The following is a 14,441-nucleotide window of genomic DNA, read 5'->3' on the forward strand; positions in this document are numbered from 1 at the left end:
CTTAGTCTTCTCCTGCGCGCCTGTACAGGAAGGCGTCCGTGCGGTAAGGCAGCGGAATCGGCTGGCCGGGATCGAAACCGAGACGGTCGTAGAGATACCAATTCAAGTTGGCAGCGACTTTCTGCCGTGTGGCTTCATTCGCACGCAGCCAGTAGGACCGGGTGCGCGCGAGCGCGAAAAGGTGCTCCGGCGTCACTGCCTCGAACCAGCGAGTGCGCAACTCTCGCTGCAGCTTCCACGGAGCGGTGACGGTGGGGTAGAAGCCTTCACGGTGCACGTCCCCGGAGTGGCTGATGCGCGACAAGCGCAACACCCACGGGTGGGAGACATCGAGTGTGTTCCAGCACAGCATCAGAGCGCCGCCTTGGGCGACGACTCTGTCGGCTTCCGCAGACGCAGCCGCCGTGTCGACCCAATGCCACGTCTGCGCACTCACGTATGCGTCCATGCTGCCCCCCGCTAGGGCAGTGGCTTCCGCCGTGGCGCGCCACACCGGTACGTCCGGAAGCCGGGAACGCAGCATGCCGAGCATGCTCATCGATGGATCCAGCGCCCCCACGAACCGCCCCGGTCGGAGCAGCGTGGAGGTGAGTTTTCCTGTGCCTGCGCCCACGTCGATAAGCGAACGCGCCTCGGCGACGAGCTCAGCGACATCTGGCGGATAGGTTGGGCGGACATCGTCGTAATCATCCGAGCCGGACCTGAACGCGGTTGCTGTGCGTACGCGAGCTGCATCGGTGACAAAACCCGGATTCTCTTTCGCGCTCGGCTTGAAATGCCGCGGCTCCGGGTGCGTATTCATGGAGTGAAATGTACCCGCTTATCCGAGCCCAGTGAATTCACCATGAACGTTCACTGTGAACGCTTCCGGCTCGCCACGCAAAAACCTCGCGCGACTAATACGATGGCGTAGGTTCACGTGCGGGACGTTTCCCGCACCGTATGACTAATGCTCCAACGAAGGATGACTCGCACCCCCGTGAAACGACACACACGCATCACCGCCGCGAGTGCGGCACTTGTGCTCACAGCCTCCGCGCTGGGGGCGTGCGGGGACCGCAAGGACGACCTCCAGGTGACGGACGCTGCCAACGAGTCGCGTGAGGAGCTCGCTGAGGTTGAAGCTGATTTCTCCGGCGAGCCGAGCACCTTCACCCAAACGATGAAGGTCGCCGGCCGGGAACGCGAGTATATGGTCACCACCCCTCCGAATGTGGACGAGCGTGAAGGCCTCCCTCTGATTTTCGTCTTCCACGGGTACAAGATGACCGACAAATCTATGCGTTCAATGACGGAATTCGACAAAGCTAACGCCGTTGTCGTGTACATGCAAGGGGTGAATAGTGCGTGGGCACCCGCGCCTTACGCTGCCACCTCCGGCGATGAGGACCTCGAATTTTTCGATGCGGTGCGCCAGGAAATGCTCGACAAATACCCGATCGACCCGTCGCGCGTCTTTGCTGCCGGGCATTCGAACGGCGGCGGGTTCGCTGCGTACACCGCCTGCAACCGCGCGCACCAACTCACTGGTATCGGAACAGTCTCAGCCGCTTACTACGACACCGTTTTTGACGGGTGCTCTTCGATCCCAACGAAGCAGATCGACTTTCACGGAACAAACGACAGCGTGATCAAATACGACGGCGGTGTCCGCCACGGTGCTGATTACGAGCCCGTAGCCGAGGTGATGGAGCAGGCGGCGCAGAGAAACTACTGCGAAGAGACTCCCGACGAGGAGACGATTGACCGTCCCGGCGAAGAGTTCATGTGGGAAGGCTGCGATGCTCAGCTACGCCACTACCGCCTCGACGGCAGCGGGCACATCTGGCCCGGCAGCGACAGTGACAAAGGCCCGGGGGAGAATACCGCCGACGATTTTGCCACCCGTGAGATCCTCGACTTCTTCGGTGTTTCCTACCGCGCGAACCTGGGTTAAGGGGAGCCGGTTCTGACAGCCTCCGCTTCTGGCAATGCGAATTGCCAATGGCCGTCAATCTTTTGTTTGTAGCCGTACTTGATTCCATCAGGTCCTTGCTGGAGCTCGTGCGACGTGAGCTCGTAGTGCTGCGGTAGCCCATCGCGCCCATAGGACATCGTCCGGTGCAGTTTCTCGAACGGGCCGGGGATTCCCCGCCGCTCCATCAACCATGCGGCCAAGAGAGTCACCAGCCACACTCCTGTGGCCAAAGCCATCTGCCCGGCAATGGGGAAGTCGTGCCCAATGCCGAGCAGGAACACAGATGTGAGCGGGAACAGGATGAGGGTCTGGCCGAGGTATCCCGTCATGGACCGCTTGCCTAGGGCGTTGAAGGAAGCGAGCCAGCCGGGAACAGCCGCACCCTCGTTGATCCGGCGCTGCACCGGACGCATCGCAAGCATCACCGCGGCGAGAATCCCCGGCCCCGTCAGTCGCCCTAGCGCTTGATTGAGGAGGGCGAAGCCCGGTTCCCACTCGTAGGGCAGCACACCCACCGATGACAGCCCGAACGGAAAGCCTACGAAGAGGATTACGAGCACCGTGACGATCACCCACGCCCACAGGCGGCCGGCATACCCGTCCACATCCTGCATCACCCGCTCACGCCCCCACACGAACCCGAGGAGGACAAGGGGCAGGATGGACAGGGTGGGGAAGGCGTGCGCACCCAGCACCCCCACAGCGTGGTGGAGCTGGTCGACGTATGTCGGCTGCATATCGCCGTAGAACATGTCCATGGACAGTATCGGGGCGCCCGGCCCCTGAATGAAGATCATGAGCGCCCCGAGTGCGCAGTAGGCACACCAGAGTCCGAGCAAAACGCCTGAGACAATCCGCAGGACTCTGTCGCTGCCTCCGATGAGCAGAGCAGTCACCATTCCGCAGATGCCGTACGCGGTGAGAATGTCGCCCGGAAAGAAGAACACTAGGTGCACGAGACCGAAGCAGAAGAGGAAGAAGTACCGCTTCAGTACCACCTTCTTCGCGGCCCTGTTGGTGTAACCGCGCCGCCACAGACTTCCCACGATCATTCCGATCCCCATGCCGAGCAGCATGGAGAACATCGCCAAACCACGCACGTGGACGAACATCGCCTGGAAAATAATCAGGACTATGTCCAGAGCACTCGGATCCGCTCCTGTCCCACCGAAGAATTCTGAGTGAGCGGCATCGTGTGAGGCAAGCCAATTGGTGGGCACATTCGCCAGCGCGATGCCCAACAGGGCCATACCCCGTGCGACATCCGGCGCGATGTAGCGCACTTTGCTCACTCCCGCGCCTTGCTGTGTCCGAGTTTTCATTCCCCAGCTCCTTCTAGCGCGAGCACAACGTGCGTGTGACGTGGTGTACACCCTGAAATATACGCGTGCATGAGCTCGAGAAAGCGGCCTGAGGGAACGCGCGACCCGTCGCGAAGCAGCATTGCTGGAAACTTGAAGGTCCCCAATGTCGGCGAGGACGAGCGCTTTCTTTTTATCCGACGTTTTGCCAACCGCTTGGCAGGGTGTCAAGTACGCCAGCGTCCCGGAAGGCGGCACGCTCGCAGTGCTCGGGCTCGGCCCTATTGGCCAGATGGCTTCCCGTATCGGGGCGCGCACTTCGGCTACCGCGTGATCGGCGTCGACCCCGTTGCGGAGCGCCGCGCCATGGCATCCCGGCACGGCATCGAGGTTCTTGAGGGCGGCGAGGGGGTCGTCGAGGAGTTGCGAGAGCTTACCGACGGCCGCGGGCCCGACTCCGTCGTCGATGCCGTCGGCATGGAAGCACACGGGTCTCCCATTGCCGGCACCGCGCAGGCGGCTACTGGCCTGCTGCCCTCACCGCTCGGCCGCGCTGCCATGGACAACGCGGGTGTGGACCGCCTCAGCGCGCTCTACACCGCTATTGACGCCGTGTGACGCGGGGGAACCATCTCGTTGAGCGGCGTCTACGGCGGGATGAAGGACCCGATGCCGATGATGACGCTTTTTGACAAGCAGGTGCAGATGCGGATGGGCCAGTGCAACGTGCGCAACTGGACAGATGACATCCTCCCGCTGGTTGACGACCGGTCCGACCCCCTCGGCGTACTCGACCTGAAAACCCACACGGCATCGCTCGACGACGCTCCCGCCATGTACGAGAAGTTCCAGAAGAAGGAGGACGGCTGCATCAAGGTCGTGCTCCAGCCGTAAGCGGAGCCAACGACTGCGAGGGACCCTGCGAGCTCGTTTCTCGCGGGGTCTTTCCGCTAATCAGTCGCCCACGCCGATGAAAAAAGTGGCTCTCCGACCGACATATGTTCATCTAAATAAGTGCTGGTCGGAAAGCCGAAACCCATAAAAATGTGTCGGGCTGACAGGATTTGAACCTGCGACCCCTACACCCCCAGTGTAGTGCGCTGCCAAACTGCGCCACAGCCCGTTGTTCGCTCGCGGTGCACGCGCTCGCTTGCTCGCGTGGAACTTGGACAGATTACCGCATGGTCGGGTAATTGCGGTAATCGGCTGGTCACGTAAAGTTGCCCCATGGGCAAGTTTGACTGGTTCTGGAAAGCGATGGGCTCGTCCACCGAGCGCAACGACAAGAAATCCAAGGGCATTGTCTCGCAGGCGCACGGCTTGATCGACAGCTATGCGCAGCGCAGCGACGCGGAACTGGTCGAGGCGATCCGGGGGACGGTCGCCGGCGGGAAGATCACGGCCAAAGCGGATTTCTTGGCGGTTCTGTCTGTGGCATCGTCCCGAGCGCTTGGCATGACGCCGTTCGAGGTACAGAACCAAGCGGTGCTCCGCCTGCTCGAGGGCGATGTGATCCAGATGGCCACGGGTGAAGGCAAGACCCTTGTTGGTGCGATGGCGGCGACGGGTTTCGCGCTCACCGGGAAGCGGGTGCATCTGATCACGGTGAACAACTACCTTGCTGCGCGCGATGCGGACTGGATGCGCCCGCTGGTCGAGTTCTTCGGTCTTACGGTCGCGTCGGTGACCGAAGCCTCTAACCGTGAGGAACGCATCAACGCCTACCGCAGCGACATAGTCTACGCCCCGGTCGCCGAGATCGGCTTCGACCACCTGCGCGACAACCAGATCACGCACCGCGACCAGACGGTCCAGGTCCGCGCCGACGTCGCGCTTGTAGACGAGGCCGACAGCGTGCTTGTCGACGAAGCCTTGGTGCCCCTCGTCCTCGCCGGCGCCAAGCCGGGGGAGCAGGCCACCGGCAAGATCACTGAGGCGGTGTCGCATCTGGTGGAGGGCAAGGACTACACCATCGACTCCGACCGCAGGAACGTCTTCCTCACCGATGAGGGGGCGTCCAAGGTGGAGCGCGCCCTCGGCATCGATTCGTTGTACTCCGACGAGAACATCGGCACCGTGCTTGTGCGGGTGAACCTCGCCCTACACGCCAAGGCGCTGCTCATCCGGGACGTGCACTACATCGTCCAGGACGGCAAGATCGACCTTGTCGACGCGTCGCGCGGCCGCGTCGCAGAGCTGCAGCGCTGGCCGGATGGGCTTCAAGCTGCCGTGGAGTCCAAAGAAGGCCTCGACGTTTCCGAGGGCGGGCGCATCCTCGACCAGATCACGCTGCAGGCCCTCATGCGCCGCTACCCGATGGTCTGCGGGATGACCGGTACTGCGGTCGAAGCGACCGACCAGCTGCGCCAGTTCTACGACCTCCACGTCTCTGTGATCGACCGGGCCAAGGAATTACGCCGCTTCGACGAAGCCGACCGCATCTACGCCACCATGGACGAGAAATTCGCCGCCATCGTTGATGAAATCGCCCACATTCATTCCACCGGACAGCCGGTGCTAGTGGGCACACACGACGTGGCCGAATCCGAAACGCTGGCAGATTCCCTGCGCGAGCGCGGCATCTCAGTCAACGTGCTTAACGCGAAGAACGATGCCGAAGAAGCCCGCATTGTCGCGGAAGCCGGCGATCTCGGCCGTGTGACTGTGTCCACCCAGATGGCCGGGCGCGGCACCGACATCCGGCTGGGAGGCGCGGACGAAGCTGACCGCGATGCCGTGGTAGAGCTCGGCGGCCTCGCCGTTATCGGAACTGCCCGCCACCGCACCGCGCGACTGGACAACCAGCTTCGCGGCCGTGCCGGGCGCCAGGGCGACCCTGGGCTGAGCGTGTTCTTCGTGTCTCTGGAAGACGACATCGTCACAGCCGGAGGGGCCGATGAACGTGTGAGCACCCAGCCCGACACAGACGGCCGGATCGAGTCCAAGCGGGTGCAGGACTTCATCGAGCACTGCCAACGCGTCACGGAGGGGCAACTGCTGGAAATTCACGCGCAGACGTGGAAATACAACCAGTTGCTGGCGGACCACAGGGAGATCGTCGATAAGCGGCGCGCGTCGCTGCTGGACACCGATCAAGCGTGGCGCGAACTCGCCGAACGCGACCCGGCGCGTGCTGGTGAACTGGAGGGGCAGAGGATCGACCGCGGCGTGCTCGAACAAGCGGCGCGCGACATCATGCTGTTCCACCTCGACGACGAATGGTCCGAACACCTCGCACTCATGGACGATGTGCGCGAATCGATCCACCTCCGTGCTATCGCCCGCGAAACCCCCATTACCGAGTTCCATCGAATCGCCGTGCGGGAATTCAAGGAACTGGCCAACCGTGCAGTGGAGCGCGCTACGGACTCCTTCGGAGCCGTGACTATCGACGGCGACGGTGCGCACCTCGCAGATGCCGGATGGAAACGGCCGAATGCGACATGGACCTACATGGTCTCCGACAACCCACTGTCCGGCGGAGGAAACTCCGTTATTTCCGGCATAGCCAGCATTTTCCGTTGATGCGGGCGAGGGACCCCGGTGTCACAAGCGCGCAGCGGGACCAGTTGTCAGTATGATGATCGTGGACTTAAATTTAGATCTGTATCCGTCAAAATGTCAGGAGAAGAGATGAGCGAGAACACCGGTACACCGGAGGCACAGGTAGAGACCACCTCTGTCTTCCGTGCGGATCTTCTGAAGGAGATGGAAACGGGAGCTACCACCGCCTCTGAGCACGTCGGTGGCGTGGAGGGCCTGCCTGCCGGCGAAGCACTGCTGGTGGTCAAGCGTGGCCCGAACGCTGGTGCACGCTTCCTGCTTGATCAGGACACAACGACAGCGGGCCGCCACCCGGAGGCGGACATATTCCTCGACGATGTCACTGTGTCGCGCCGGCACGCAGAATTCCGCCGCAACGACGGCGAGTTCGAGGTCGTCGATGTCGGATCTCTGAACGGCACCTACGTGAACCGTGAACCGCGTAATTCCCAGACGCTGTCCACCGGCGACGAGATTCAAATCGGCAAATTCCGCCTCGTGTTCATTGCGGACGAGGATTAGAATGCCCCGCTAAAGACGGTATTCACTCCGCTTCGGGTCAGCAGGTTCCGCGAAAGCTGCCGTGCACCCGACGCAGGAGTGAAAGTGTTTCAGATAAATCTGAGCAGAGTACGACTGAGTTAGACAGAATTAGACACTGTGAGCGCAATCCGGAAGACAAAGCCGAGCAATCAGGCACGCCGCTCTGGCACCAAAACCATGTCTATCGGCGTGGTGATCAAGTGCCTTAGCGAGGAGTTTCCGGATGTCACCGTGTCTAAGATCCGGTTCCTCGAATCGGAGGGGCTCATCAGCCCCGAGCGCACCCAGTCCGGTTACCGCCGTTTCACCGAAGCGGATGTGGAGAGACTGCGCTACATCCTGACCACCCAGCGCGACAACTACCTGCCGTTGAAGGTGATTCGGGAGCAGCTCGAGGCGATGGACTCGGGCAAGGTCACGGCGGTGATGACCGGCCAAAGCGCGGCCCAGCCACTCATCGCACCAGAGCAATTCGCCGCACCGGCAGCGACCCGTCTCACCGACGAAGATGTTGCCGAGCATGCCGATTGCGCGCCCGAGATCGTTGCGCAATGCATCGATGCCGGATTGATCGTTCCAGACGCTTCCGGCCTGTTCACCGTCGATGATGTTCGCGTGGTCTCTACAGCTGTTTCGCTGACCGAGTTCGGCTTGGACTCCCGTCATTTGAAACGCATCAGCCAGTCCGCCAGCCGCCAGGCGGATGTGATCAGCCAGGTCACGGAGCCCGTAGCCAAATCGGGGCGCGCGGCTGCCAAGCAAGAGGCCAGCGAGATTAGTCAGCAAATGACAGCTCTTGTGGTGTCGCTCCACGCCGCACTGGTCAAGAACGAACTCCGCCGCGGATTGTCTTAACTGTCATGAGCACTGTTCCAGTTTCGCTGTGCGGGGTTTTTCCGGTTGGGCCGGAGAATTTCCTGTGCGCAGTTCTCCTGTGGGAAGAACGCCGGCGTTTTCTGCCGATCTGGCTTTCGCCAGTAGGTGGAGCTCAGCTCTTGGGAAGGATTGGGGAGTGGGAGCCAACCCGCCCCGACACGCACAACCTGCTCGTCGACATCATTGAGCAGTCGACGTCTGGGGTCGCGGCGGTCGAGCTGACCGGTTATTACAACGGTGTGTACCTGGCCCAGGTGACTATGGAAGACGGTGCCGAGATCGATTGCCGCCCAACCGATGCTCTCGCGCTGGCCCTCATGCTGGATCGGCCGATCGAGGTCGAAGAAGATGTGCTGAGCCACGCGTCCCTGTGGCTGAGCGCAGATGACGCCGCCGCATATTTCGATATCGAGTTCGACGATGATGTCGCGGTGGATTCTGGATCGCCCGACGCTGACCGCGGCAACTCTGCCAGCGGCGATATACAGGCCGACTTGGATTTCGAGAACCTCATGCGTGAGCTGGGCGTGGACGAGAAGGATCTCGGAATCGGTGATGCTCCTGATACGCAAGATGACAGTGGGGAAGACTGAACCTAAAGTTAAAGTTGAGGTTAAAACTTCGGCGTGTCGAGGGCTCGACCCTTGACCGCAGCATATGCTTGCTTTTAAATAATCTTTAGGCTCTTTCCTAAACTTCATGGGAGTAATTACGTGACTACGATCGATAGCGTGAACGCCGCCGACGGCATCGAAGCGCCGGTTCAGGAGACCCTTTTTGACCTGGGCCCCTCCGACGAGGTCGGCTACCGCGTCCCGATCGCATGCCAGGTCGCCGGTATCACGTACCGGCAGCTCGACTACTGGGCACGCACCGATCTGGTCCGGCCTTCCATCCGCAACGCAACGGGATCCGGCTCGCAGCGCCTGTACTCCTTCAAAGACATACTCGTCCTGAAGATTGTGAAGGGACTGCTGGACACGGGTATTTCGCTGCAGAACATTCGCCTCGCCGTGGACAAGCTGCGTGACCGCGGAATCAATGAGATTTCTGAAATCACCCTTGTCTCTGACGGCACCACTGTCTACGAGTGCCGCAGCAACGACGAGATCATTGACCTCCTCGGAGGGGGCCAGGGAGTGTTCGGCATCGCCGTCCCGCAGATTGTCAAGGAACTCACCGGTACTATCTCCGCGTTCCCGTCGGAGCGCATCGGTGGTATTGATGACAGCGATGACGGCAACGTCGTCGCGCTCGACGAGCTGGCTGACCGTCGTCGCCGCCGTAGCTCGTAGAATCCGATCCGCTGCCTGAAACGGTTTCGCTTTTCGCTGCGGCGGAGCTAGTTCATCGCGGAGCTAATTGCTCCGGTTAAGCCGGCTTATCCTTCTCCCGCTACATTAACCCGGCTGCGGCGCGGATCGCGGGGCCGAGGGCTTCTGCGGACTCGGCATCAGCGGTGAACTCGGCGGCACGAGCAAGAGCTGGGTCGGAGCCGCCGTCACCTGCATTGACAATGCTCAACGTTACGCCGCGTTCCTGAGCCGCTGCGAGGGCATGCTCGGGGTAATCGTTGTCGGGATCGTCCGTGCCGGATGTGATGAGGACGATCCGGACAGGCGTATCTGCGTTCGCTTCAGACTCGGCGTAGTCCACCGCGGCGGAAACGGCTTCCCGGGTGAGTGGTTGGCCGTCGTTGAGAAAACGGGCGGCCGTGCCAATGAGAGCGTCTGCGTCTGTCGTGAATGCGACATTCGCGCGGTACCCCTTGTTCGCACCGGGGGAAAGGGGAGAGGAATAATTCCACAGCGCTACGGAGCGGCCGGAACCGGTGAGTTCGCCGACTGCTTCGTCAATGGCTGCCGCGGCTGCATCGTTGTATGCGGACATTGCTGCGGAGGTGTCGAGCAGGAATAACGTGTCCACAGGTTCGCCTGCGGCCACAGCATCCGAATTGGGTGCGGGCGCGTCGGCGGGTGCCGGATCCTTGATGCGGGCACCACCCGCGGGTGCGGCAGCGGCCCAGACCTGGTCACCTACCTCCGTTCGGCCTTTCACCTCGCCGTGGGTATTCAGGAATGCCTGTCCCGCCTCTTCGGCGAATGCCTGGGCGGCTCGAGTCTGTTCCTCGCTCACAGTGTCAGTGGTTGTCAGTGGAATGGCGGAGTAGACCAGCTCTGCGCCGTCGATAGGCGTGAATGTGCGTCCCTCGGGTGCGGCGTCTTCGGCGGTGGCCACCGCTTTATCCTGGTTCGACGCTGCTTCATCAGTGGTGCGCACGCGCTGGCTGTTAAGCGCATCGACTGCTTCTTCCTGCGTGTCGGCGAAGTGACTTGCTGCGATTGCAGATGCCTCCGGCTGTTCGCCAGTGGGGAAGAGGATACTCGGCAGCGCCGGGGAATCCGGCGTAGAACCACCAGCGGCCACCGCTACACCGACGGGGGTGGCGTAGACAGCAGGAGGTTCATTAGTCGAGGCGCTTCTTCCTGTTGCCGCGAGCTCCTTGTCCGTGATCGGGGATTGCGGCGCGATGTACACGGCGGCAGTTGAAAGGTCCCCGACAAGCTCCGGTTTCACGCAGTAGTCGCGGACGACGGGCGTCGAGGCAGCATAATCGCTGACGAATCTCTCGCCTATCGACGTGCTGGCTGCTGCCACGGGGAGCGGCAGGTCACCGGCAACGCACTGCGCTTGATCGCCGGAAGCTGCGTCACTGCCGTCGCCAGAACCGTCGTCGCGCAGCAACAGCCACGCAGCACCTGCCACCACGAGCAGGACGACGGCCGAAATCAGCGCGATCAGTCCTTTGGACAGGGAGTAATTATTTTTTTCGGTGGAGTGCCGTCCCATGGCCCAAGCCCCTTTCGAGCAGACATCTTCCAAGTCAGCTTAGCTGTCCAGAACGCCCTGGAGGATCGCGACGAGGCGGTGTCGCAGGGGTTCTGCCCGCGCGGTGAATTCACGCTGCCGAGAGACGTATTCGGCCTTCCCTTCAGGTGTCTCGATGGGGACTACACCGTAGCCGAGCACCTGGCAATCGTACGGCGATGCCTCCATGTCCAGCAGACGGATATCCAAAGCGAGTTCGAAGCAGTCTAGAAGCAGTTCGCCGGGCACTAATGGCCCCATCTTGGCCGCCCACTTGAACAGATCCATTCCGACGTGCAGGCAGCCGCATTGCTCGTGGGCAGGCCTGGAAGAGTTGTCTAGGACTGTGAGGTTGAGCGGCTTGGCGGGCGGGGTGAAAAACCTGTACGCGTCGAAATGCGTGCACTTGATGTCGTGGGCTTCAACCACATCGTTCGTGCCTTCCGCACCGAGACGGAGAGGCAACGGGTGGCGCGTGGTATCCTGGCGATACACCATCGCCCATTCATGCAGACCGAAGCAATCGAATTGCGTCCGGTTCTTCTCCGTGGCCCGCAGCAACGCCAGGATGTTTTCCATGTCCTTCCTGCGGTGGGACAGGAACGAGTCCACGTCCACGGAGACATTGCCGTTGCAGTCGACGCGGTAGTCGCGCCAGCGAGCGTGGGGTGCTTCGGCTGCGCCGGCAAGCGCCACGCCCGCACCCGGGTGCCAGCGCAGCACATGGGACGGTCGAACTGCGTAGTAGTCGAAGAGAAAATCCCAGATCGGGTGCTTTTCGCCCCGGGACCGCCGCGCCATATGAGGGTCGATCCAGACGCGGGCGCGTTGCTCGTGCTCCTTGGCGAGCTCGGTCCAGCGCTCGTGCGGAAGAACCATGTTGGCGGCGGTGTCGGGCATAGCGCGATCTACTCGTCTTCGTGGGTCCAGTCGGACACCGTGCCCACGTATTCCTCGATGAGGTCCTCGAGCGCGAGGACGCCGACGAGTTCGCCGTTATCGCGGACTTGGGCCATGTGTGCGGAGCGACGGTGCATGGAGGTCAATGCGTCGTCGAGGCTGCCGGCGCCGTCCACAATGCTTAGCCGACGGATGCGGTTCTGCGGAATGACTGGGTCAGGGACGTCAGACTCAAGCAAGTCCAGGACGTCCTTGACGTGAATGTAGCCGACTAAGGCACCGGCGGACCCCTCCACGGGGAAGCGTGAATAGCCCGTTTCTTGCACGGCTTTCTCTAACTCAGACAGGGCGATCCCGCCGCGGCTGTGAGGGATGGTCACAACCTCCTCGATGGGGATCATGACTTCCTTGAAACTGCGGTGTTCGGAGGAAAGGGCGTTGGCCAGGCGTGCAGTTTCCTCGGCATCGAGGAGGCCCTCCTGCCTGGACTCCTGGATCATCGAAGCCAGTTGCTCCTGGTCCACCGTAGAGTCGAGCTCATCGCGCTGCTCAACGCCGACCAGTTTGAGCGTGACACGAGCGAGTTCGTTCAGTGCGTGAATGAACGGACGCGTCAGCTTCACCCACACGTCCATCGCCGGAGTGAGCCACACAGCGAGCGTTTCCGGACCCGCGATAGAAATATTCTTCGGGATCATCTCGCCGAAAATGATGTGCAGCACCGTGATGATCAGCAATGCGATGACGAACGAGAGCGGATGCAGCACGTTCTCGGGCACGCCGAGGCCTGTGAACGGAGCTTCGAGGAAATGCGCGATTGCCGGCTCGGCGACCTTACCCAGAATCAGCGAAGCAATGGTGATGCCGAACTGGGCGCCAGCCAGGTAGATCGAGAGGTGCTCGGAAGCGTTCAGAGCACGACGGGCACCTGTTTTTCCCTGCGCAAGCATGGATTCGAGGCGGTCCTTGCGGGAGGACACCAAAGCGAACTCCGATGCAACGAAGAATGCGTTGGCCAGAAGCAGGACGACGATGAGCAGCGTCGCTACCCAGATATTCATGCGGACCACCTCGCAGCGTCGTCGTCAGAAATCGGGGTGAGAATTGCCTTGTCCAGGCGGCGCCCGTCCATCACTGACACCCGGGCTAGCCACCGGCCGGCGTTACCGGATTCGAAATCGTCCTGGGTCTCGTGCTCGGAAGCGGGAAGGACTACCGAATCACCGACTCGGGGAACGCGGCCAAGGGCCGACATAACCAAGCCACCGAGAGTCTCGTACGGGCCGTCTGGAGCGAGATAACTCGTCCGTTCGGACAATTCGTCCAGACGGACTAATCCTGAGACCTCCCACGATGACCCAAAACGGTGGAAATCCCGCTCCGATTCTCGGTCGTCGTACTCGTCGTACACTTCGCCCAAGATCTCCTCGACGACGTCCTCGATGGTGACCAGGCCTTGAGTGCCGCCATACTCGTCGGCAACCAGCACCATTTGTGAGCCTGCGGAACGCACTTGGTTGAGCACGGCGTCCCCGTCCAACGTGCCGGGGACAAAAGAGACGGGTTTGGCCAGCGAACCCAGCAGGGTCGTAGAGCGCTTGTTTCGCGGAATGGAGAATGCGTCCTTGATGTGCACGAGACCGACAGTGTCGTCCAAATCGCCTCGCCGGACGGGGAACCGGGAGTGTCCCGTCTCTATCGCCAAAGCAATTAGGTCGCTGACCGTGTCTTCCACGTCGAGGGAGTTGACGGTGGAGCGGGGCGACATGACCTCTTCCGCGGTCGTTTCGCCGAACTGCAGGGACCGGTCGAGCATTCTGGCGGTTTGAGCGTCTAATCCGCCCGCCTCAGCGGAGCTGCGCACCATCGCTCCGAGTTCGGGGCCGGAGCGGGCAGAGGCCAGTTCGTCGGCGGGCTCGATTCCCAGTTTGCGCACAAACCAGTTAGCGGACGTGTTCAGACCTTTGATGAACCAGGCGAATACCGTGTTGAACGCGTTGACGGGCGGCACCACGAATCGGGCGACCTCCAATGGTTTGGATATCGCCAGGTTCTTTGGCACCAGCTCACCGAAGACCATCGACAAGGTGGTGGCGATGATGAGGGCTAGCACGAGTGCGACCGGACGGGACGCGGACTCAGGCATGCCAACCAGCTCCAGCAGCGGGCCGAAGAAACGCGCCAACACCGGTTCCGCGAGGAAACCGGTGGCCAAGGTCGTGAGTGTGATGCCCAGTTGCGCACCGGAGAGCACAAACGAAAGATTTCCGTGGTCGCGCTGCACGGCGCGAGCAGTTTTGTCGCCCTTCTCCTGCACATGGGCCTCGATAGTGGAGCGCTCCAAGCCTGTCATCGCGAACTCGATGGCCACAAACAGGCCTGTGGATGCGGTGAGCAGCACAAAGCCGATGAGGGCGAGAATGGATATCAGTATGTCCATAAGGTGGTTAGAA

The 14,441-nt window shown here is 61.6% G+C and carries 12 protein-coding genes, 1 tRNA gene and 1 pseudogene; 7 read left to right on the forward strand and 7 right to left on the reverse strand.

All coding sequences use genetic code 11. From position 1 onward, the window contains the following. Nucleotide 1: 1 nt before the first annotated feature. On the reverse strand, nt 2–802 hold the full coding sequence (locus QYQ98_RS00935; protein ID WP_302006911.1) for a class I SAM-dependent methyltransferase: 801 nt from the start codon (nt 800–802) through the stop codon (nt 2–4). 177 nt (nt 803–979) lie between these two features. Here QYQ98_RS00935 and QYQ98_RS00940 point away from each other — a divergent pair, with 177 nt between their 5' ends. After that, nucleotides 980–1,936 carry a PHB depolymerase family esterase gene (locus QYQ98_RS00940; RefSeq protein WP_302006912.1) on the forward strand — a complete coding sequence of 319 codons (957 nt, stop codon included), beginning with the start codon at nt 980–982 and terminating at the stop codon, nt 1,934–1,936. Here QYQ98_RS00940 and QYQ98_RS00945 read toward each other — a convergent pair. Beyond that, the gene (locus QYQ98_RS00945; RefSeq protein WP_302006913.1) at nt 1,933–3,279 is read right to left on the reverse strand and encodes a DUF418 domain-containing protein; all 1,347 of its coding nucleotides are present in this window, start codon (nt 3,277–3,279) and stop codon (nt 1,933–1,935) included. The genes QYQ98_RS00940 and QYQ98_RS00945 overlap by 4 nt on opposite strands. A 132-nt stretch (nt 3,280–3,411) precedes the next feature. On the opposite strand from QYQ98_RS00945, the pseudogene QYQ98_RS00950 reads away from it, so the two are divergent. Further along, nucleotides 3,412–4,152 (forward strand): annotated as a pseudogene (locus QYQ98_RS00950) (zinc-binding dehydrogenase); the annotation flags it as partial. A gap of 155 nt (nt 4,153–4,307) precedes the next feature. Here the strand turns inward: QYQ98_RS00950 and QYQ98_RS00955 are convergent. Beyond that, nucleotides 4,308–4,381 (reverse strand) — tRNA-Pro (locus tag QYQ98_RS00955). A gap of 104 nt (nt 4,382–4,485) precedes the next feature. Here QYQ98_RS00955 and secA2 point away from each other — a divergent pair. From secA2 to QYQ98_RS00980, 5 genes are all read left to right on the forward strand, one after another. After that, nucleotides 4,486–6,783 (forward strand): accessory Sec system translocase SecA2, encoded by a 2,298-nt coding sequence (gene secA2, locus QYQ98_RS00960; RefSeq protein ID WP_302006914.1) that lies wholly within the window; start codon nt 4,486–4,488, stop codon nt 6,781–6,783. Nucleotides 6,784–6,891: 108 nt separating this feature from the next. Beyond that, on the forward strand, nt 6,892–7,323 hold the full coding sequence (gene odhI / locus QYQ98_RS00965) for an oxoglutarate dehydrogenase inhibitor Odhl (RefSeq protein ID WP_302006915.1): 432 nt from the start codon (nt 6,892–6,894) through the stop codon (nt 7,321–7,323). A gap of 198 nt (nt 7,324–7,521) precedes the next feature. Next, complete coding sequence (locus QYQ98_RS00970) at nt 7,522–8,199, forward strand: MerR family transcriptional regulator (protein ID WP_302007779.1); 678 nt, start codon at nt 7,522–7,524, stop codon at nt 8,197–8,199. A 5-nt stretch (nt 8,200–8,204) separates the two neighbouring features. After that, nucleotides 8,205–8,813 (forward strand): bifunctional nuclease family protein, encoded by a 609-nt coding sequence (locus QYQ98_RS00975; protein ID WP_302006916.1) that lies wholly within the window; start codon nt 8,205–8,207, stop codon nt 8,811–8,813. A 129-nt stretch (nt 8,814–8,942) separates the two neighbouring features. Continuing rightward, nucleotides 8,943–9,515, forward strand: a complete 573-nt coding sequence (locus QYQ98_RS00980) for a MerR family transcriptional regulator (RefSeq protein ID WP_302007780.1) — start codon at nt 8,943–8,945, stop codon at nt 9,513–9,515. A gap of 100 nt (nt 9,516–9,615) precedes the next feature. Here QYQ98_RS00980 and QYQ98_RS00985 read toward each other — a convergent pair whose 3' ends face one another. The 4 genes from QYQ98_RS00985 to QYQ98_RS01000 are packed head-to-tail and all read right to left on the reverse strand — an operon-like array spanning nt 9,616 to nt 14,428. After that, nucleotides 9,616–11,070, reverse strand: coding sequence for a vWA domain-containing protein (locus QYQ98_RS00985; RefSeq protein ID WP_302006917.1), 1,455 nt, complete (start codon nt 11,068–11,070; stop codon nt 9,616–9,618). Between the two features lie 39 nt (nt 11,071–11,109). Continuing rightward, the gene (locus QYQ98_RS00990) at nt 11,110–11,988 is read right to left on the reverse strand and encodes a 3-methyladenine DNA glycosylase (protein ID WP_302006918.1); all 879 of its coding nucleotides are present in this window, start codon (nt 11,986–11,988) and stop codon (nt 11,110–11,112) included. A gap of 8 nt (nt 11,989–11,996) precedes the next feature. Next, nucleotides 11,997–13,049, reverse strand: a complete 1,053-nt coding sequence (locus tag QYQ98_RS00995) for a hemolysin family protein (protein WP_302006919.1) — start codon at nt 13,047–13,049, stop codon at nt 11,997–11,999. Then, on the reverse strand, nt 13,046–14,428 hold the full coding sequence (locus QYQ98_RS01000) for a hemolysin family protein (RefSeq protein ID WP_302006920.1): 1,383 nt from the start codon (nt 14,426–14,428) through the stop codon (nt 13,046–13,048). The genes QYQ98_RS00995 and QYQ98_RS01000 overlap by 4 nt, the downstream gene beginning before the upstream one ends. Between the last annotated feature and the right edge of the window lie 13 nt (nt 14,429–14,441).

The sequence above is a fragment of the Corynebacterium sp. P3-F1 genome, assembly GCF_030503635.1.
Taxonomy (GTDB): domain Bacteria; phylum Actinomycetota; class Actinomycetes; order Mycobacteriales; family Mycobacteriaceae; genus Corynebacterium.

Bases quoted from the DNA above. Each gene is read 5' to 3' on its own strand.
- QYQ98_RS00945 (WP_302006913.1), bottom strand. From the start codon at position 3,279: ATGAAAACTCGGACACAGCAAGGCGCGGGAGTGAGCAAAGTGCGCTAC.
- QYQ98_RS00935 (WP_302006911.1), bottom strand. From the start codon at position 802: ATGAATACGCACCCGGAGCCGCGGCATTTCAAGCCGAGCGCGAAAGAG.
- QYQ98_RS00975 (WP_302006916.1), top strand. From the start codon at position 8,205: ATGAGCACTGTTCCAGTTTCGCTGTGCGGGGTTTTTCCGGTTGGGCCG.
- QYQ98_RS00985 (WP_302006917.1), bottom strand. From the start codon at position 11,070: ATGGGACGGCACTCCACCGAAAAAAATAATTACTCCCTGTCCAAAGGA.
- QYQ98_RS00970 (WP_302007779.1), top strand. From the start codon at position 7,522: ATGTCTATCGGCGTGGTGATCAAGTGCCTTAGCGAGGAGTTTCCGGAT.
- odhI (WP_302006915.1), top strand. From the start codon at position 6,892: ATGAGCGAGAACACCGGTACACCGGAGGCACAGGTAGAGACCACCTCT.
- QYQ98_RS01000 (WP_302006920.1), bottom strand. From the start codon at position 14,428: ATGGACATACTGATATCCATTCTCGCCCTCATCGGCTTTGTGCTGCTC.
- QYQ98_RS00995 (WP_302006919.1), bottom strand. From the start codon at position 13,049: ATGAATATCTGGGTAGCGACGCTGCTCATCGTCGTCCTGCTTCTGGCC.
- secA2 (WP_302006914.1), top strand. From the start codon at position 4,486: ATGGGCAAGTTTGACTGGTTCTGGAAAGCGATGGGCTCGTCCACCGAG.
- QYQ98_RS00990 (WP_302006918.1), bottom strand. From the start codon at position 11,988: ATGCCCGACACCGCCGCCAACATGGTTCTTCCGCACGAGCGCTGGACC.